This is a genomic window from Halomarina litorea (genome assembly GCF_024227715.1).
GTDB classification, from domain to species: Archaea; Halobacteriota; Halobacteria; order Halobacteriales; family Haloarculaceae; genus Halomarina; species Halomarina litorea.
This window is the reverse complement of the sequence record NZ_CP100448.1, coordinates 1,412,088-1,427,817: the sequence shown is the minus strand read 5'-3', so window position 1 is coordinate 1,427,817 and position 15,730 is coordinate 1,412,088. Positions and strand designations below refer to the sequence as shown.

Sequence of the window (15,730 nt, the reverse complement as noted above, 5' to 3'; positions counted from 1 at the left end):
GATGGCGCTGGAGGACCTCTGGGCGCTCGAGATGCTCATCGCGGCGTTCGCCGGCGGGGCGTTCGGCGCGGCACTCGGTGCGCTCCCGGCGTTCATCTTCACCGGGTTCGCCGTCATCGCGGGCGAGGCCGCGAACGTCGCCACCCGGGCGGTCGGGGAGGCGGGCGGCGTGGACCCGGAGGCGGTCGGCACGACGGGCATCACCAGCGCCGTCGCGTTCGGGCCGGTGTTCTCGCCGGCCATCAGTTTCGCCGGGGGCGTGGCCGCCGCGGCCTACGCCTCCCGACGGGGGTACATGGACACCGGTTTCGACTACCACGAGGCGAAGAACATCGCCTTCGCCCTCGGGACGAAACCCGACGTGCTGGCGGTCGGCGGCGTCTTCGGCGTCCTCGGCTACTGGCTGACCGTCCTCTCGGGGACGTTCGCCCTGCCGTACGACTCCATCGCGATGGGCGTCGTGCTGTCGGCGGGCATCGCCCGCGTCGCCTTCGGCTACCCGCTCATCGGGAAGGTCCGCGGAGCGAGTATCCTCGACATGAGTCCCTTCGCGCGCGAACAGCGACGCGTCATCGGCGACGCGGCCACCCGCCGAGACGACCCGACGGCCGACGGCGGCGAGGCGCGGGGCCGGTTCATGGTCGAACCGTGGCTCCCCCACCAGTACGAGTGGGCGAACGTCGCGACCATCGGCGTCGTCGTCGGCATCCTCGGGGCGTTCATCGCCATCCAGACGGGGAGTACGTTCCTCGCGTTCGGCATCAGCGCGGCGAGCCTCGTCTTCCTGAACTGCGGCGTCGAGCAGATACCCGTCACCCACCACATCTCGCTGGTGAGCAGTGCGGCCGCCGTCGCGGTGACCGCAGAGGGGACGGGCCTCGTCTCGGGCGGACTGCTCCTCGCCGTCCTCGTCGGCGGCCTGTTCGGGTGTCTCGCCGCCCTGTTCGGCGAACTGTTCCAGCGTATCTTCTACGCGCACGGCGACACCCACTGGGACCCGCCCGCCGCGGCCATCGTCTTCGGGTCGTTCCTCATCGCCGTCTGCTATCTCGTCGGGATATTCCCGGGACACTCCTACGTCCCGGTCCTCGGCGCCTGATCCAGGTCGGGAACGGCCCCGGCGCGGCCGTCGGACTTCCGCCCCGTTCGTCTTCTCGCCTCGCGCGACCCACGTTCGCGATGCGACCGGACAGCCGTGGTCGCGTGTCGGGCGTCCGCGAATAGTGGCCCGACGAGGTGGCCCGTCGAACGGCTACTCCGCGCGCTCGGCGTACTCCTCCGGCGTGAACGTCTTCAGTTCCAGCGCGTGGATGTCGCGGGTCATGTGGTCGCCGAGGGCGTCGTAGACGAGTTGGTGTTGCTGGACGAGCGACTGCCCCTCGAAGGCGGGTGAGACGACGACGGCCGCGAGGTGCGTGTCGTCGTCGGGGTTCCGCGGGCGGAAGACGTCCGCCTCGCAGTCTGCGATACCGTCCTCGATGAGCCGCTCGACTTCCTCGGGTGTCATGGTCGGGCATCGGTGAGCGACGGGAATAAGCGACGGGTTTCGGAGAGCCGCGGACGCGGAAAACGAGACAGTCGGTCGACGTTCAGCGGCGAACTTTCGACGCGCTCTTCTTGACGCGGGAGGCGATGCCCTCGCGCATCGGCTCGGCGTGTTCGTGGACCGGGAACGCGATGCGGCAGGTGGTCTTGTACTGGACGATGTCGCCGTCGACCACGTCGGCGGTCATGTCCGTCACCTCGATGCCGTGGATGTCCTCGATGGTGTAGGCGGCGTCGCCGAGGGCGTTCTTCGCGGCGTCTTCCCAGGACTTCTCCGAGGTACCGAGCAGTTCGATGATTTTTACGGCGGTCATAGCCGAGTGTCATACGACGCGAGTGTTTATCTCGTTAGCAGTCACCATCTGATACCGGACCACGCGGTCCTGGCCCTGGCAAGTTTTACACGAACGTTCCACACGTAGCAAGGTTTAACCCCGTCAGCCCTTACCACTGTTACGTCATGGCATATCAACGGAAGTTCACGCTGGAGGCCGACGGACCCGAGCGAGCGGGCGGAGAACTCACCGTCGAGGACATCGAGGCGTTCCTCGAGGAGTGGGAGGGTCACTCGCCGCGCCTCCTGAGCGCGACGTTCGAGGTCGAAGACGAGGTGTGTGACCCCTCGTAGTCAGAGCCAGTCGTCGAGACCCGTCTGCGTGACGGACTCCTCGATGCGCTCGAAGCCGCGGTCGACCTCTCCTTCGGGAACACCCCACTCCTCGCAGACGTAGGTGCGCGCGGCGTCGACGTCCGGGTCGAGGTCCGGGTCGAAGTCGTAGTCGTCGGTCGTCGCCGGGTGGAGAAACAGCTCGCGGATGCGGTCGGCGTTCTCCACGTAGACGTCGCGCGCCTCGAGGACGCCCCACAGGTCGCCGTGTTCGCGGACCAGTTTCACGGCCGTCTTGGGGCCGATGCCCGACACCCCCTCGTTGAAGTCCGTCCCACAGAGGATGCCCACGTCCACCAGTTGCTCCCACGTCAGGTCGTGTTCGTCGAGGGTGGCCTCGAAGTCCATCAGTTCCGGGTCGCCCTTGCTCGTCAGTTGCCGGAGAGTGAGCGGCGCACCGAGGAGGAGCGTGTCGTAGTCCTCGCTGCCGACGTAGTCGACCGCCCCCTTCCGGGCCATGTACGACGCCTGCGCCTCCCCCTCGGCCGGTGCCTCGATGACGGGCACGTCGAGCAACGAGAGGAGTTCACGCGTGGTCTCCAGAATCGTGGGCGTGAGCCGCTGGGTCCGGGACTCGAGCGTCGCTATCTCGGCGGCGTCACCCCCCTCGCGGGCCTCCTCCAGTTGTTCCTCGTAGCGTTCGCGCTGGGCCTGCCGGTCGCTCACCTCCGCGTCCTTCAGTTCGGTGACGCCGCCGTCGAAGACGAACACCGGCGAGAGGTCGTGCTCGAAGAACTTGGGGAGCCCCTGGACGACGCCGATGAGGTTCGCCACCTCCTCGCCGTCGTGGGTGTACTTGTGACTCGACGTGAACCGGACGGTGGTCGTGAGGTAGCGGTAGAGCCAGTTGTGCGCGTCGACGGCGACGGTCCCGGAGAGGTCGTCGAAGGACACCTCGCGGAGGACCGCCAACTGCCGGAGGTCTGCGTTTCCCATTGACGGTGGTAGTCGGCGCCGTCGCTTGAACCTCCCGACCCTCGCTGCCCCCGCGACTCAGGCGGTCAGTTTCAGCCCCGCGATGCCCGCGACGACGAGGAGGATGCAACCGACCCGGAGGACGGAGCGGGGTTCGCCGAACAGGACGATACCACCGACGGCGGTCCCCACCGCCCCGATACCCGTCCAGACGGCGTAGGCGGTGCCGACGGGGAGCGTCCGCGTCGCCTTCGCCAGCAGGGCCATGCTCACGGCGAGGGCCGCGACGGTGCCGACGCTCGGCCAGAACTTCGAGAAGCCCTCGGAGTAGCCGAGGCCGAGCGCCCACCCCACCTCGAACAGTCCCGCGACGACGAGCGTGCCCCACGCGTGGTTCATAGGCGGGGTCCGTACGGGAGGGCCGAAAGCCCGCCGGTCCGGGGCGACCGCTCAGAACTCGGTGACGACCTCGACCCCCCGCGTGTCGTAATCGGACATCGCGGCGAGGCGGTCGGAGACGTCCTCGAGTCCCACCTCCCGGGTGACGAGTGCGGCGGGGTCGAGGGTGCCGGCAGCCATCATGCGCAGGAGTTCGTCGTAGCGCGAGGGCGGCATCCCGCGCGACCCGAGGAAGGAGACGTCCCACCGGGTCATCGAGTCGGTGGGGAGCGACACTTCGCCGCGTTCGGCGTCCGTCGTCAGGCCGACCTGCAGGTGGGTCCCGCGCGTCCGGAGACACTCGACGCTGTTGCGACACGTCTCCGCGCGCCCGAGGGCGTCCATCGAGACGTGCGCGCCGCCGTCGGTAATCGAGCGCACCTCGCCGGGCACGTCGGTGCCCTCCTCGGCGAGAACGGTCGCCTTCGCCCCGAGGTCCGCGGCCATCCCCAGAGGACCCTCGCGGATGTCGACGGCGACGACGCTCGCGCCGAGGGCGCTCGCAATCTGGACGGCGGAGAGGCCGAGGCCGCCGCAACTGTGGACGGCGACCCAGTCGCCGCCCGCCACGCGCGCCCGGTGGGAGAGGGCGTGGAACGCCGTGACGTACCGACAGCCGAGGGCGGCGGCCTCGGTGGTCGAGACGCCGTCCGGCAGGCGCGTGGCGTTGAACTCGGCGTTCGGGACGTGGACCCGTTCGGCGAACGCGCCGGGGACGCTCGCCTCGAAGCCGAGTGCGTTCCCGTCCGAACAGACGTTGCCGTGGCCGTTCTGACACTGGTGGCAGGTGCCGTCGCCGAGGTTGAACGGGACGACCACCCGGTCGTCGGGCGCGAGTGTCTCGACGCGTTCGCCCACCTCGACGACCCGGCCGGCGGGTTCGTGTCCGAGGATCTGTCCCAGTGGCACCCGGTCGTCGGCCCACTCGCCGTGGCCCTGCCAGGCGTGCCAGTCGCTCCGGCAGATGCCACACGCCTCCACCTCGACGACGACGCCGTCCGGGTCGGGGGCGGGGGCGGGGACCGACTCGACCGAGAGCGGTTCGCCGTACTCCCGCAGGACTGCCGCGCGCATGTGGCGAGGTGACGCGGCGGGGGGTTAACTCCCCCGGCGGTCCCCGTCGGGGGGCGAGTCGTCCCCGGGGCGCGGCGGGGGACCGCGTTCGGTGCGTTCGGCGACGAACCGTTTCTCCTCGGGGGAGAGGTCCCGGTCGGCGAAGCGGGCGAGGCCCTCCCGGTACCTCGCCCCGTCGCTCGGGTGCTCCATGACGAGTTCTGCGATACCCGTCTCGCGGCCCGAAAAGCCGAAGCCCGCCTTCGAGAGTGCCTCGTAGGAGTAGGGGTTGTTGACGGCGATGCGGACCCGTTCGTAGCCCGCCTCGTGGGCGCGGCGGGTGACGAACGCGACGAATCGTGAGCCGATACCCTCGCCGCGCCGGTCGGCCCGGACGGTGACGTACCGGAGCCAGAGGGTGTCGGGGTCGGTCCGGTCCTCGTTGAACGCGACGGCCGCGAGGACCCCTTCGGCGTACCCCTCCCGGGCGTCCGGGAACGCGGAAACGGTGTCGCCTTCGACGGCGACGGCCTTCCCCGTTGAGGACATGACGAACTTCCCCGCGTAGGCGAACCGCTCGTGGTCCAGTCGGAGCGTCACCCCGTCGTCGGGCCAGCCGAGCAGTTCGAAGCGCACGGGGGGCGTTCGCCCCGCGGGGGGATGTAGGCTCGGGACGCGAACCGCGGGGGAACTCGTCGAGGACGGACCCCGGAACGGGCAACTGAAGTCCGCGCCGCCCGGACCCGGTGACATGAGCACCTCCACGGCCACGCTGGGGGGCCGCATCGACCCCTCCCCGACGACGCTGAAAGTCGCGCTGGGCGACGTGCTGTTGATAGCCGTCTTCATCGTCGTGGGGGAGTTCTCTCACGGCGTCTCCGTGCTCGAACGGCCGCTGTGGGTCCTCGGCACCGCGATTCCCTTCTACGTCGGGTGGGCGCTGGTCGCGCCGCTGGTGGGGGTGTACGGGCGGCGCGCCCGCGAACAACCGTGGCTCGCGGCCCTGTTGACGGCGGGCGCGTGGACGGGCGCGGCGCTCGTCGGGCAGTTGCTCCGGGGGACGGACCTGTTCCACGGGAACCTCGCGCTCCCGTTCGTCGTCGTCTCCATCGCGGTGGGACTCGCCCTGCTGGTGCCGTGGCGCGTCGCGGTCAGCGTGCGCGCGTGAGCAACAGGAGTCCCAGACCGCCCGCGACGAACCCGAACACCGAGAGGACGGCGAACAGCGTCGGCGGGGAGAACTCGGTGAGGGCGACGCCCGCCACCGTCGCGCCGAGTGCGCCGACGCCGAAGACACCGAGGTAGGTGAACCCGTAGGAGAGCCCCCGCGCCGAGGGGGGCGTGTACTCGGCGACGGTGGCCTGGTAGAACGGCTGGACGACGAACAGGAAGAACCCGAGGACGGCGCTCAGGACGAGCAGGGGGAGGAGGCCGGCGTTCGCGGCGGGGAGGTAGACCAGCGCGATGACCCCGAGGCCGCCGTAGCCGAGCGCGAGGCCGAGTTCGACGGGGATGTGGTCGGTGAGCTTCCCGCCCGCGTACTGGCCGAGGACGCCCGTCGCCAGCAGACCCGTGTAGATGTAGTTGCCCGGCTCGAAGGTGCGCCCGAACGCCTCCACCGGCTGGATGGCCTCGAAGCCCTCGAACAGCGCCGGGAGGAAGGTGAGCGTCCCCCTGTAGTACAGCCCCGAGAGCATCACGGCGGCGAAGACGGCGAGGAACGCGCCCGTGAACAGCGTCCGGGAGACGGAGAGGAACTCGCCCAGCGAGTCCACGCCGGGGTTGGCCTTGCTCCCGCCGTCTTCGCCGCCGTCGGCCGCGACGGCGGCCGTCTCGTTGACGTCGATACGCACCGCCAGCAGGACGCCGGCCAGCGCGGGGAGCGCGAGCAGGGCGGCGACGAGTCGCCAGTCGTCCGTCAGCGCGAACAGGAGAATCGTCGTGAGGAGCGGGCCCATCGCGGTGCCGATGTTGCCCGCGGTGCCGTGGTAGGCGAAGGCGCTCCCGCGTTCCTCGACGCCGCGCGTGAGGAGCGAGAGGCCCGCGGGGTGGTAGACGCTCGCCGAGACGCCCCACACCACGAGCGCGAGCGTCACCACGGCGAGGTTCCAGGGCGACGCCGCGGGTGCGAGACTCAACAGGAGGAACGAACCGCCCATCCCGACGAGGCAGGCGACGATGAGGGCCTTCGACCCGCGGCGGTCGGCGAGAATACCGGCCGGGAGCGACCCGAGGCCGAACAGCGAGAACCCCACCGTCAGCGCGAGGCCGATGGCGGCCTCCGTCGCGCCGAACTGCGAGAGCCAGATGGGGACGAACACCGGGAAGGCGAACTCGTAGGTGTGGACCAGCGAGTGCGCCAGCATGACCAGTCCGGTTATCGCCCGGTCGTTGTCGTTCACGTCCGACCCTCGGATACGACGCGTTTGAAGCCGTCGGTTGAACCGATACTTCCGTTGTGACGAACGACAGCTATATCAATGTCTCAGCAACCCGCCGCAGTCGGGTGATTTCGCTTAGAATAGCACTCATAACTTATGCGAAACCACCACAGGTGGTATCCCTCCAGTATATGTCGGGTACTGTCGAACCTATGGGTCGATTATTCGATAGATTTATATGTGTGTTCACCATCTGTAATGATATACTATGACTGGGTACTACGACATCGTTCTCGGCCTCATCCCGCTCGCACTCCTCGGCATCTCCGGAACGCTCGTCCTCGCCGGCCTCAACGTGACGACGGCCGTCCCGCTGGCCGCGAGCGTCGCCGTCGCACTCGTCGGCCACGCGCTGTTCGTTCGCTCGCCGACCGACGCGACGCCCAACCCCCGACGCGTCAACGCCGACTGAACGCACCACCCGATTGCAGTTCTCCTCACCTCTCCGCTCTTCACTTCTCTCGGCTCTCACGGCTCCGATCCGGTCCGAGCATCTGCGCCCTTCCCAAACCCTAAGCCGGGGCCGTCCGACTCGCAGTCGATGACCGACACACTGTTTCTCACCAGCGAGGAACTCGCCGGGCTGGCAGACCCGGCCGAGTACGTCGACGCCGTCCGCGAGGGGTACCGCCAGCAGGGACCCGCCGAACCCCGGACGAAACTCGTCAACGACGAGCCGATGGGGATGCTCACGAGCTACATCGCCATCCTCCCCGAGACGGGCGCGATGGGGGGGTACACGTACGCCGCGGGCTTCGGCGACGCGGACGTCCACTTCATGACGCCGCTGTTCGACGCCAACTCGGGCGAACCGCTGGCGATGCTCGACGGCGCGAGCATGAACCCGTTCAAGACCGGGGCGACGGGCGCGGTGGGCGTCGACGCCCTCGCCCGGGAGGACGCGACGACCCTCTCTATCATCGGGAGCGGCGCACAGGCCCGTGGGCAGCTCCGGGCGACGATGACGGTGCGCGACTTCGAGACGGTGAACGTCTACTCGCCGACGAAGGAACACCGCGAGTCGTTCGCCAGCGAGATGAACAAGCAGTTCGACGCCAGCGTCGGTGCTGTCGCCTCCAGCGCGGCGGCCGTCGAGGGCGCGGACGTGGTCATCACCGCGACGAACGCCTCGGACCCGGTGTTCGACGGCGACCTGCTCGACCCCGGTACGCACGTCACCGCGATGGGCCAGTACGACCCCGGCAAGCGCGAACTCGACACGACGACCATCGAGCGGTCGGTGTACGTCCCCGACCTCCGCGCCCGTGCGACCAGCGACGCGGGTGCGTTCCTGCAGGCGGTAGAGGAGGGCGCGGTGACGGAAGACCACATCCACGGTGACCTCGGCGAGGTCCTCGCGGGCGACGTGCCGGGGCGACAGTCCGACGAGGAGATAACCGTGTTCGACAGCGGCGGGACGGGCATCGAGACGGTGGCCGCCGCTCACATGCTCTACCACAAGGCGAAGGCACAGAACCTCGGCGAGACCATCGACGTCGCGCCGGGCAGCGAGGCACTGACTGGTCGGTGATCAGAGGTACGGCCCGAGACCGAGCACCGTCGTCAGCGGAATCCCACTCGCCAGCGCGCCGACGAGGTAGCCGCCGATGGCCCCGCCGTTGAGCAGGGGCAGACCGGCGTGCGCCCGCCCCTTCATCACCATCCTGACGAGGACGACGAGTCCCGCGAGCGTCCCGAGGATGGCGGTCAGTGCGGGGAGCGTGAGCGCGAGACCGGGGACGCCGAGCGACGGCGCGTCGAGGAAGAACGCGGCGCTGGCGACGATGATGGTCGGCATGACGGCGTCGCCCAGTCCGATGAAGAACACGTCGCGTTCGTCGGGCGCGGGACGCTCGCGGGCGTCCTCCCCGTTTTTACCCGACCCGTCCCGGCCGCTCCCGTCCGTGGCGGCGCCCTCGGGGGTCCCGCCCTGCTCGTTTCCATCACCCTCGTCCCCCTCACCTTCGTCGAGGAACGAGTAGCCGAGCGTGAGCGGGATGACGAGGACGACGGGAATCTTGAGGGCCATCACGCCGTCGGCGAGCGTGAGCATGTGTTCGGTGCCGTAGACGCTGACCGCGTCGTAGACTGCGAGCGCCGTCAGCAGGACGATGGCGGGCAGGAGGCCGAAGCTGATGCCGAACAGCGCCGCCGCGCCCATCCCCATCACGACGCCGACGCCGTCGATGACGTACCACTCCGGGTGGACGAGGAGGGCGACGGCGACGACCAGCGCACCCCCCACGGCCAGCGCGTTCGCCCCTCCGACGCGGACGGCGGGCGGGAGGAGCACCGAGAACACGTAGTACGAGAGCAGGGAACTGGAGAAGACGATGAGTCCCCGGACGAGGCCGTCGACGCCGAACTTGAACGCCGCGAGCATCACGCCCGTCGCGACGAGGATGGCGACGAGGTAGAGGAGGCTGTTCGTCGGGTCCGAGGGGTCCTCGACGGTCTGGTAGCCCGCGCTCTCGAAGGGCTGGACCAGCGCGAGCGTCCCCAACTGGACGATCAGGAACACCGTCAGCGCGGCGACGGTGGCGACGGAGGACCGCTTCATACTGGAGGGTGGCGGAGGGGGCGTTTGTGCGTTGTGCTTAGGGACTACCGCGCGTAGATGGCCTTCCCGAGCAGGAGCGGTAGTTGCACGTCGTCGTCGGGCGTGACGGCGGCGTAGGGGCGGGACTCCGGTCCGAAGACGTCCACCACCCGACCGACGCTCTTCAGGTCCTCGTCGATGACCATCGTGCCGATGTCGGGGTAGTCGTCGTCGGGACACCGGAGGACGGCGAGTCCCTGTGCGGTCCGGACGACTTCGCCGACGCGCTTCATTCGCGAAGCGCCACGACGTACGCCGCGACGGCCTGCAGGAGGTCGGACTTGCCGGCGTCGTCGGCGTTCTGGACCAGCACTCGCCCGCGCGTCTCGTACTCGCGGGGGTAGCGTTTCTCGCGTTCGACCACGGCGTCGTACCCTACTTGCTGGACCGCGCGGGCGATTTCGTCGACCGTCGGGGCCGGCACCGCGAGGTCACGGGCGACCCGACGACCCTCGCTGCGCGAACGCTCCGCGTCGAGCGCGGCGGGCCAGATGACGTTCTCGACCATGTGCCCACTACCCGGCGGCCCGGTGAACTACCTTTCGGACGGGATATCAGGGGCCTGTATGTTCAAGCCCCGATCGGATACGGGAGCCGGGAGTCATCTCGGACGATGCTACCACTACAGACCGTTCAGCTCGGATTGAGTGACGCGCTCGTCGGATTCATCGCCAGTCTCCTCGTCGGGACGGTTGCGACCTACCTCGCGACGGAGGTCCTCCTCGGCGAGGGGAGCCTCGGCCACTCGTTCGTCACCGCGCTCATCGCCAGCGCCGTCTGGGTCGGCGCGACGTACCTCATCTCGGGGTACGTCGGCGTCTCGGGGTACGTCGTCGCCCTGGGCCCGCTGCTGGGACTGCTCGCGTACATCGTCGTCATCGACCTCCGGTACTCGGGCTCTATCGTCACCGCGACGGGCGTCTCGATACTGACGTGGGTCATCGACTTCGCGTTGCTGTACGCGCTGGCGGCGCTCGGCTTCCAGGCGTTCGAGATCGTCGGCGTCCCGCCGGGAATCTGAGACCGGGAGACGAGACGCGACAGAACGGACGGACGGCGCTCGCAGGAACTCTTTTCGAAGTCGGAGTCGGGACCGGGCGGGAGGACGCGTCGTCCCGCCGGGTTCTGGGCCGAAGTCGCGCCAGGGCCACCTGCGGAGGGGGCCGGGGCTATCCACCGAGGCGGGCGCTGTCGCGTTCGGTGAACGCTCGGAGATACGGCGGCAACTCGCCGATATCCGAACCACGCACACTCAGGGGACGTAAGAAGGGCCGGGTATCGAGAGAGACGGCCGGACGGACCGGCGGTTACGACCGGCGGACGAGGAGCATCGTCGCGAGCAGTGCGACGAGTGTCGCGACGACCCCGAAGCCGGGACCGTCGCCGCTGGAGGTGGGCGTCTCGCCCGGCGGGTCACCGGGGTCGGCGGCGGTGGCGTTGTCTGTCGCGTTCGTCGTCGGTTCGTCGGTCGCCGTCTCGTTGGCGGTCGTACCGTTCGCCCCTCCCTCGAACGCCTCGGGGTGGAGCGCCTGCGCGATCTCCAGCATGGGGATGACCACGCGGGGTGCGGGCTGGTTCATGTAGTTCGCGTTCACCGAGAGCGTCTGGTTCTGCGCGTAGGCGGTCGTGCTCGCGAACGGTTCGCGCTGTGGGAGCGGCGCGTCGGAGGGGTGGAGTATCCAGTCCGGGTTTCGCTCGGCGACGACCTCGTCGCTGATCTGGCCGAACCCGGAGATGCCCGCGTTCGCGGCCACGTTGTCCCCGCCCGCGGTGGTGATGACCTCGTGGATGAACGTCCCGTTACCGGCGGTGAAGTTGTAGAAGTAGTAGAGCGCGTCCGGCCGTTCACGGCCCTCGACCGCCCGTTCGATACGCTCGACCGACGAGCGCATCTCCTCGACGGTGGCGTTCGCCTCCTCGCAGTTCCCGACGAGGCGACCGAGGAGCGTCGTCTTCTCGTAGATGCCCTCGATGGAGCGGTCGAAAGAGAACTTGTAGACGGTGACGCCCGCGTCCCGAAGCTGTGAGACGGTTGCGTTGGGGATGCTGCTCGGCGCGACGACGACGTCCGGTTCGAGCGCGACGACCTGCTCGACGTTCACGCTCGTTCCGTCGCCCGTGAGCACGTCGGTCCTGCTCTCGGAGCCGTTCAGGTACGCCGTGTACGACCGGACGGGCATCCCGACGACGCGCTCCTGGGCGTTGACTTCCCAGAGAATCTGGGCCGTGCTGGCCTGCAACGCGACGATTCGCTCGGGCCGGTCCTCGACGGTCACCTCGGTGCCCGTCGCGTCGGTGCCGCTGAACGGGAACGAACAGTTCTCCTGCTGTACTCCGGGTGCGGCCGCAACTCCCGTGACCGCCGCCGGGACGACGGCGAGGACGAGTGCGAGAGCGGCCAGTATCGCTGTGTATCGCATCGCCGGACCTGCGACCGTATGCAATAAGTATTTACCTAATCCAACCACGGTTGCGTACATGCAGTGGGCGCGCACCGTCACGTGGTCGCTGGGGCTCCTCGCCCTGCTGGTGGTCGCCTCCGTCGTGAGCATCGCGCACGGCACGGTTGAGGTCGGTCCGGTGACCGTGGCGAAGGCGCTGCTCAACGCCCTCGCGGTGCCCGCGTCCCTCTCGTTCGAGTGGAGCGCTGCCCGCCTGTCGAGCGTCGGGCAGGTGCCGTGGGTCCGCCTCCACGTCGGGACCGTCCACCCCTTCTCGTTCCCGGTCGAGCGCTCCGACCAGGTCATCGTGACGACGCTCCGCGCCCCTCGCGTCGTCCTCGCGGGCGTCGTCGGTGTCGCCCTCGCCTCGGCGGGCACCGTCATGCAGGGGTTCTTCCGGAACCCGATGGCCGACCCCTCCATCATCGGCGTCTCCTCGGGCGCGGCGACGGGCGCGGTTGCGACCATCGCCTTCCCGGCGCTCCTCCCGTTCGGCCTGCGGACGGCCGCCTTCGGGGGGGCGCTCGTCGTCGCGTTCGCGGTCTACCTCATCGCGACGGAGGACGGCCGCACGCCCGTCGCGACGCTGTTGCTGGCGGGCGTGGCCGTCCAGACGTTCCTCGGTGCGGTCGTCTCGTACATGCTGCTCCACTCGGGTGACAGCCTCGAACGGGCGCTCTACTGGCTGATGGGTCACCTCTCGGCGGCCTCGTGGGACGCCGTCGCCCTCACGATACCGCCGACCGTGCTGGGGTTCGCGGTGCTGGCGGCGTACGCCCGCGACCTGAACGTCCTGCTCGTCGGCGAGGAGGACGCCCACACCCTCGGTATCGACGTGGAGCGCACGAAGCGCGTCCTGCTGGCGGTGTCGAGTCTCGTCACCGCCACGGCCGTCGCCGTCGTCGGCGTCATCGGGTTCGTGGGGCTGGTCGTCCCGCACGTCATGCGACTGCTCGTCGGCCCGGACCACCGCATCCTCCTCCCGACCAGTGCGCTCGCCGGCGGGACCTTCCTCGTCGTCACGGACGCCGTCGCGCGCTCCGGCCCCGCCGAACTCCCGGTGGGCATCGTCACCGCTGCCGTCGGCGCGCCCTTCTTCCTCTACCTCCTGCGGGAGCGCGAGGTGCACGCGCTGTGATCCGCGTCGAGGACGTCTCGCTCTCGCTCGGCGGGACCCGAATCCTCCGGGACGTCTCCTTCGACGCCGAGCGAGGGACGTTCGTCGCGCTGGTGGGGCCGAACGGGGCGGGCAAGACCAGCCTCCTCCGGACGGTCAACGGCGTCCTCACGCCGGACGATGGACGGGTCCTCGTCGACGGCGAGGCGGTGGAGGGACTCTCGGCGCGCGCCGTCGCCCGGCGGGTGGCGACGGTCCCGCAGGACACCTCGCTCGCCTTCGACTTCCCGGTGCGCGAGGTGGTGGCGATGGGCCGGAGCGCCCACCGGGGGCGCTTCGAGCGGACGACCGAGGAGGACCGCGCGGCCGTCGACCGGGCCCTCGACCGGGCGGAGGTGGCGGACCTCGCGGACCGTTCCGTGGGGACCGTCAGCGGCGGGGAGCGCCAGCGCGTCCTCCTGGCGCGCGCGCTGGCACAGGAGACGCCCGCCCTCCTGCTCGACGAACCGACGGCCAGCCTCGACATCAACCACCAGGTGCGGACGCTCTCGCTCGTCCGCTCGCTGGTCGGAGAGGGTCGGACCGCGCTGGCGGCCATCCACGACCTCGACCTCGCGGCGCGGTTCTGCGACGCCCTCGTCGTCGTCGCCGACGGGCGGGTGCTCGCGGCCGGGCCGCCCGGGACGGTGCTGACAGAGGGCGTCGTCGAACGGGCCTTCGGCGCTCGCGCGGCCATCGGGGAGAACCCCGCCACCGGGACGCCGACCGTGACCGCACTGGAGGACTCAGCGGGAGCGTCGGGTGTAGCGGGCGTCGGCGAGGCCGACGGCGACCAGTAGCGGGACGACGAACGAGAGGACGACGACGGCGACCAGCGTGAACCAGCGGGTCCCGCCGGGCGGCCGGACGAGTGGGGCGAGCGAGAGCAGCGACTCGCGGAAGGAGACGACCAGCAGTGCGACGACCGCCGTGCCGACGTGGGCGGCGAATCGCCGCCCGTCGCGTCCCCGGGAGAGCCAGTCCATACCCGTGGGAGAGGCGCGAGCGACCCTGCATTTTCTCAAGTTTCTATGTATGTATCCAAAAGTTAGATGTACCGGATTGCCGATACGCACGCATGGTGAACCGAGTCCTTCTCGTGGTAGTCAGCGCCGTCGTCTTCACGTCGATGGCCGTCGGCGGGTTCATCGGCACCCAGTTCGCCGACGACGCCTCGAACAACCTGGGGTCGACGACGAACCAGTCGACGCTCACGCAGACGCCCGAACCAACGCCGGCACCGACGGCGACACCGACGCCCGAACCGACGCCGTCGACACCCACGCCTACCCCCGAGGCGACACCGACGCCCACGCCCGAACCGTTCGAGAAATCCTCGGTCAACGAGGCGGCCGTCGAGGGGCACGTCCTCTCCATCGTCAACGACCACGTCCGGGCGCGGGCGGGTCGTGAGCCCCTGCGCCGCGAGTCGACCCTCGACGAGATGGCGCGCTTCCACAGCGTGAACATGGCCGAACAGGGCTACCCCTCCCACGCCGCCGCTGGCTACTCGACGACGGAGCGGTACAAGGAGTTCGACCGGTACAACCACTGTCGCATCGCCGGGAGCGCCGGCGTCCGCGACGGTGAGGAGATCGAACTCGTCGGACGCCTCACCCTCGAATCGGGCGAGGTCCCGAGCGAACGCGAGATCGCCGACCAGGTCGTCGCCAAGTGGCAGGGCGAGGCCGACGAGAAGACGAAGTTGCTCTACCGGAACGCCGACCGCGCCGGCATCGGCGTGAACGTCACCGCGGACGCCCGGGTCTACGTCACGATCGACCTCTGCTGATCGCGACGGCGGCGACGGCTCGTCCGGCGAACCGCACGACTGCGGACTCGTGTCACTCGTTCCCACGAAGGGTTTAGGCGTGCCAAAAACCTAGCGAGATCACAATGCGAAAGCGTGAGCTGGTCCACATGCACGCGCTGCTCGACCGGGTCGGACGGTTCATGCGAGGGCGCGACGACCTCGAAGACGCGGAACTGGAGACGTACAGCCGACTCGACGTCGCACCCGCCGCCGTGTTCCGGTCGAAGGGGGCGCACGAGGCCGCAGTCACCACGCTGTCGGAGGCGCTGGCGGAGGCCGTCGGGGAGACGGTCGACCGCGAGGACGAAGACGGTGGGAGGCGGGACGGAGCGCGGTCCGACGACCGGCCGTCCGCGGTAGCCGAGGGTGGCGAGCGGACGGAGTCGACGGCGGCCGAGCGGAACCAGGTGGACGCCCGGAGCGACTGACGCGAGCGTAGGACGTTACGTGTCCGCTCGTTCTTCACGCAGCCATGAGCTTCGCCGACCGGTTCTTCTCATCGTCTCGACGCTCATCTTCGTCCTCATCGTGGTCGGGGTCGCATTGAGTGTCGTACTGTAGAAGCGGAACCGCGAGAACACACGCAGGTGGCCGCGCCGGAGTTCGAGTCAGCGCGGCCGGACGAACAGTAACTACTGTGAGTGACGGGAACGGGGTCGCCT

At 69.4% G+C, this 15,730-nt stretch carries 21 protein-coding genes and 1 pseudogene; 10 read left to right on the top strand and 12 right to left on the bottom strand.

Going from position 1 to position 15,730, the window contains the following annotated elements; all coding sequences use genetic code 11:
* The first annotated feature begins 1 nt into the window (after position 1).
* Positions 2–1,099 (top strand): DUF7973 family transport facilitator, encoded by a 1,098-nt coding sequence (locus tag NKG96_RS07795; RefSeq protein WP_254537967.1) that lies wholly within the window; start codon positions 2–4, stop codon positions 1,097–1,099.
* A gap of 153 nt (positions 1,100–1,252) precedes the next feature.
* Here the strand turns inward: NKG96_RS07795 and NKG96_RS07790 are convergent, their stop codons facing one another.
* Together NKG96_RS07790 and NKG96_RS07785 are read right to left on the bottom strand one after the other, a co-directional pair.
* Positions 1,253–1,507, bottom strand: a complete 255-nt coding sequence (locus NKG96_RS07790) for a BolA family protein (RefSeq protein WP_254537966.1) — start codon at positions 1,505–1,507, stop codon at positions 1,253–1,255.
* A gap of 82 nt (positions 1,508–1,589) precedes the next feature.
* Positions 1,590–1,859: a dodecin family protein gene (locus NKG96_RS07785; protein WP_254537965.1), complete on the bottom strand. Its 270-nt coding sequence runs from the start codon at positions 1,857–1,859 to the stop codon at positions 1,590–1,592.
* A 146-nt stretch (positions 1,860–2,005) separates the two neighbouring features.
* Between NKG96_RS07785 and NKG96_RS07780 the strand changes: the two genes are divergently transcribed.
* The gene (locus NKG96_RS07780; RefSeq protein ID WP_254537964.1) at positions 2,006–2,173 is read left to right on the top strand and encodes a hypothetical protein; all 168 of its coding nucleotides are present in this window, start codon (positions 2,006–2,008) and stop codon (positions 2,171–2,173) included.
* On the opposite strand, the gene fen is transcribed toward NKG96_RS07780, so the two are convergent.
* The 4 genes from fen to NKG96_RS07760 are packed head-to-tail and all read right to left on the bottom strand — an operon-like array spanning position 2,174 to position 5,254.
* Positions 2,174–3,148: a flap endonuclease-1 gene (gene fen / locus NKG96_RS07775; RefSeq protein ID WP_254537963.1), complete on the bottom strand. Its 975-nt coding sequence runs from the start codon at positions 3,146–3,148 to the stop codon at positions 2,174–2,176.
* Between the two features lie 57 nt (positions 3,149–3,205).
* The gene (sugE, locus tag NKG96_RS07770; RefSeq protein WP_254537962.1) at positions 3,206–3,526 is read right to left on the bottom strand and encodes a quaternary ammonium compound efflux SMR transporter SugE; all 321 of its coding nucleotides are present in this window, start codon (positions 3,524–3,526) and stop codon (positions 3,206–3,208) included.
* A 51-nt stretch (positions 3,527–3,577) separates the two neighbouring features.
* Positions 3,578–4,639, bottom strand: coding sequence for a zinc-dependent alcohol dehydrogenase family protein (locus NKG96_RS07765; protein ID WP_254537961.1), 1,062 nt, complete (start codon positions 4,637–4,639; stop codon positions 3,578–3,580).
* A gap of 24 nt (positions 4,640–4,663) precedes the next feature.
* Entirely contained in the window at positions 4,664–5,254 is a 591-nt protein-coding gene (locus NKG96_RS07760) for a GNAT family N-acetyltransferase (RefSeq protein WP_254537960.1), read from the bottom strand.
* Positions 5,255–5,369: 115 nt separating this feature from the next.
* Here NKG96_RS07760 and NKG96_RS07755 point away from each other — a divergent pair, with 115 nt between their 5' ends.
* Positions 5,370–5,786 carry a DUF3054 domain-containing protein gene (locus NKG96_RS07755; protein WP_254537959.1) on the top strand — a complete coding sequence of 139 codons (417 nt, stop codon included), beginning with the start codon at positions 5,370–5,372 and terminating at the stop codon, positions 5,784–5,786.
* Here NKG96_RS07755 and NKG96_RS07750 read toward each other — a convergent pair.
* Positions 5,770–7,020 carry an MFS transporter gene (locus NKG96_RS07750; protein ID WP_254537958.1) on the bottom strand — a complete coding sequence of 417 codons (1,251 nt, stop codon included), beginning with the start codon at positions 7,018–7,020 and terminating at the stop codon, positions 5,770–5,772. The two genes, NKG96_RS07755 and NKG96_RS07750, sit on opposite strands and share 17 nt — an antisense overlap.
* A 247-nt stretch (positions 7,021–7,267) precedes the next feature.
* Between NKG96_RS07750 and NKG96_RS07745 the strand changes: the two genes are divergently transcribed.
* Positions 7,268–7,471 carry a DUF8015 family protein gene (locus tag NKG96_RS07745; RefSeq protein ID WP_254537957.1) on the top strand — a complete coding sequence of 68 codons (204 nt, stop codon included), beginning with the start codon at positions 7,268–7,270 and terminating at the stop codon, positions 7,469–7,471.
* 129 nt (positions 7,472–7,600) lie between these two features.
* Positions 7,601–8,590 carry an ornithine cyclodeaminase family protein gene (locus tag NKG96_RS07740; protein WP_254537956.1) on the top strand — a complete coding sequence of 330 codons (990 nt, stop codon included), beginning with the start codon at positions 7,601–7,603 and terminating at the stop codon, positions 8,588–8,590.
* Here NKG96_RS07740 and NKG96_RS07735 read toward each other — a convergent pair whose 3' ends face one another.
* Genes NKG96_RS07735 through srp19 form a run of 3 tightly spaced genes read right to left on the bottom strand, consistent with a single transcriptional unit; the run spans position 8,591 to position 10,166 of the window.
* Positions 8,591–9,619, bottom strand: coding sequence for a presenilin family intramembrane aspartyl protease PSH (locus tag NKG96_RS07735; protein WP_254537955.1), 1,029 nt, complete (start codon positions 9,617–9,619; stop codon positions 8,591–8,593).
* Between the two features lie 44 nt (positions 9,620–9,663).
* Entirely contained in the window at positions 9,664–9,891 is a 228-nt protein-coding gene (locus tag NKG96_RS07730) for an H/ACA ribonucleoprotein complex subunit GAR1 (RefSeq protein ID WP_254537954.1), read from the bottom strand.
* Complete coding sequence (gene srp19 / locus NKG96_RS07725) at positions 9,888–10,166, bottom strand: signal recognition particle subunit SRP19 (protein ID WP_254537953.1); 279 nt, start codon at positions 10,164–10,166, stop codon at positions 9,888–9,890. The genes NKG96_RS07730 and srp19 overlap by 4 nt, the downstream gene beginning before the upstream one ends.
* Before the next feature lie 105 nt (positions 10,167–10,271).
* Between srp19 and NKG96_RS07720 the strand changes: the two genes are divergently transcribed.
* Positions 10,272–10,679 (top strand): hypothetical protein, encoded by a 408-nt coding sequence (locus tag NKG96_RS07720; RefSeq protein ID WP_254537952.1) that lies wholly within the window; start codon positions 10,272–10,274, stop codon positions 10,677–10,679.
* A gap of 286 nt (positions 10,680–10,965) precedes the next feature.
* On the opposite strand, the gene NKG96_RS07715 is transcribed toward NKG96_RS07720, so the two are convergent.
* Positions 10,966–12,078 carry a PGF-CTERM-anchored ABC transporter substrate-binding protein gene (locus NKG96_RS07715; RefSeq protein ID WP_254537951.1) on the bottom strand — a complete coding sequence of 371 codons (1,113 nt, stop codon included), beginning with the start codon at positions 12,076–12,078 and terminating at the stop codon, positions 10,966–10,968.
* 58 nt (positions 12,079–12,136) lie between these two features.
* Between NKG96_RS07715 and btuC the strand changes: the two genes are divergently transcribed.
* Positions 12,137–13,237: a vitamin B12 ABC transporter permease BtuC gene (gene btuC / locus NKG96_RS07710; protein WP_254537950.1), complete on the top strand. Its 1,101-nt coding sequence runs from the start codon at positions 12,137–12,139 to the stop codon at positions 13,235–13,237.
* Positions 13,234–14,034 (top strand): annotated as a pseudogene (locus NKG96_RS07705) (ABC transporter ATP-binding protein); the annotation flags it as partial. The gene btuC and the pseudogene NKG96_RS07705, both read left to right, overlap by 4 nt.
* Here the strand turns inward: NKG96_RS07705 and NKG96_RS07700 are convergent.
* Positions 14,002–14,241: a hypothetical protein gene (locus tag NKG96_RS07700; protein ID WP_254537948.1), complete on the bottom strand. Its 240-nt coding sequence runs from the start codon at positions 14,239–14,241 to the stop codon at positions 14,002–14,004. The pseudogene NKG96_RS07705 and the gene NKG96_RS07700 overlap by 33 nt on opposite strands.
* Before the next feature lie 92 nt (positions 14,242–14,333).
* Here NKG96_RS07700 and NKG96_RS07695 point away from each other — a divergent pair, with 92 nt between their 5' ends.
* Both NKG96_RS07695 and NKG96_RS07690 read left to right on the top strand, forming a co-directional pair.
* Positions 14,334–15,047 carry a CAP domain-containing protein gene (locus tag NKG96_RS07695; RefSeq protein ID WP_254537947.1) on the top strand — a complete coding sequence of 238 codons (714 nt, stop codon included), beginning with the start codon at positions 14,334–14,336 and terminating at the stop codon, positions 15,045–15,047.
* Between the two features lie 104 nt (positions 15,048–15,151).
* Positions 15,152–15,496 (top strand): UPF0058 family protein, encoded by a 345-nt coding sequence (locus tag NKG96_RS07690; RefSeq protein WP_254537946.1) that lies wholly within the window; start codon positions 15,152–15,154, stop codon positions 15,494–15,496.
* Positions 15,497–15,730: the final 234 nt, after the last annotated feature.

What these genes read in the sequence shown, in the direction of transcription:
- NKG96_RS07720 (WP_254537952.1), top strand. Translation starts at nt 10,272, where the DNA reads ATGCTACCACTACAGACCGTTCAGCTCGGATTGAGTGACGCGCTCGTC.
- NKG96_RS07795 (WP_254537967.1), top strand. Translation starts at nt 2, where the DNA reads ATGGCGCTGGAGGACCTCTGGGCGCTCGAGATGCTCATCGCGGCGTTC.
- NKG96_RS07690 (WP_254537946.1), top strand. Translation starts at nt 15,152, where the DNA reads ATGCGAAAGCGTGAGCTGGTCCACATGCACGCGCTGCTCGACCGGGTC.
- srp19 (WP_254537953.1), bottom strand. Translation starts at nt 10,166, where the DNA reads ATGGTCGAGAACGTCATCTGGCCCGCCGCGCTCGACGCGGAGCGTTCG.
- btuC (WP_254537950.1), top strand. Translation starts at nt 12,137, where the DNA reads ATGCAGTGGGCGCGCACCGTCACGTGGTCGCTGGGGCTCCTCGCCCTG.
- NKG96_RS07780 (WP_254537964.1), top strand. Translation starts at nt 2,006, where the DNA reads ATGGCATATCAACGGAAGTTCACGCTGGAGGCCGACGGACCCGAGCGA.
- NKG96_RS07735 (WP_254537955.1), bottom strand. Translation starts at nt 9,619, where the DNA reads ATGAAGCGGTCCTCCGTCGCCACCGTCGCCGCGCTGACGGTGTTCCTG.
- NKG96_RS07790 (WP_254537966.1), bottom strand. Translation starts at nt 1,507, where the DNA reads ATGACACCCGAGGAAGTCGAGCGGCTCATCGAGGACGGTATCGCAGAC.
- fen (WP_254537963.1), bottom strand. Translation starts at nt 3,148, where the DNA reads ATGGGAAACGCAGACCTCCGGCAGTTGGCGGTCCTCCGCGAGGTGTCC.
- NKG96_RS07755 (WP_254537959.1), top strand. Translation starts at nt 5,370, where the DNA reads ATGAGCACCTCCACGGCCACGCTGGGGGGCCGCATCGACCCCTCCCCG.
- NKG96_RS07765 (WP_254537961.1), bottom strand. Translation starts at nt 4,639, where the DNA reads ATGCGCGCGGCAGTCCTGCGGGAGTACGGCGAACCGCTCTCGGTCGAG.
- NKG96_RS07785 (WP_254537965.1), bottom strand. Translation starts at nt 1,859, where the DNA reads ATGACCGCCGTAAAAATCATCGAACTGCTCGGTACCTCGGAGAAGTCC.
- NKG96_RS07715 (WP_254537951.1), bottom strand. Translation starts at nt 12,078, where the DNA reads ATGCGATACACAGCGATACTGGCCGCTCTCGCACTCGTCCTCGCCGTC.
- NKG96_RS07700 (WP_254537948.1), bottom strand. Translation starts at nt 14,241, where the DNA reads ATGGACTGGCTCTCCCGGGGACGCGACGGGCGGCGATTCGCCGCCCAC.
- NKG96_RS07745 (WP_254537957.1), top strand. Translation starts at nt 7,268, where the DNA reads ATGACTGGGTACTACGACATCGTTCTCGGCCTCATCCCGCTCGCACTC.
- NKG96_RS07695 (WP_254537947.1), top strand. Translation starts at nt 14,334, where the DNA reads ATGGTGAACCGAGTCCTTCTCGTGGTAGTCAGCGCCGTCGTCTTCACG.
- sugE (WP_254537962.1), bottom strand. Translation starts at nt 3,526, where the DNA reads ATGAACCACGCGTGGGGCACGCTCGTCGTCGCGGGACTGTTCGAGGTG.
- NKG96_RS07740 (WP_254537956.1), top strand. Translation starts at nt 7,601, where the DNA reads ATGACCGACACACTGTTTCTCACCAGCGAGGAACTCGCCGGGCTGGCA.
- NKG96_RS07730 (WP_254537954.1), bottom strand. Translation starts at nt 9,891, where the DNA reads ATGAAGCGCGTCGGCGAAGTCGTCCGGACCGCACAGGGACTCGCCGTC.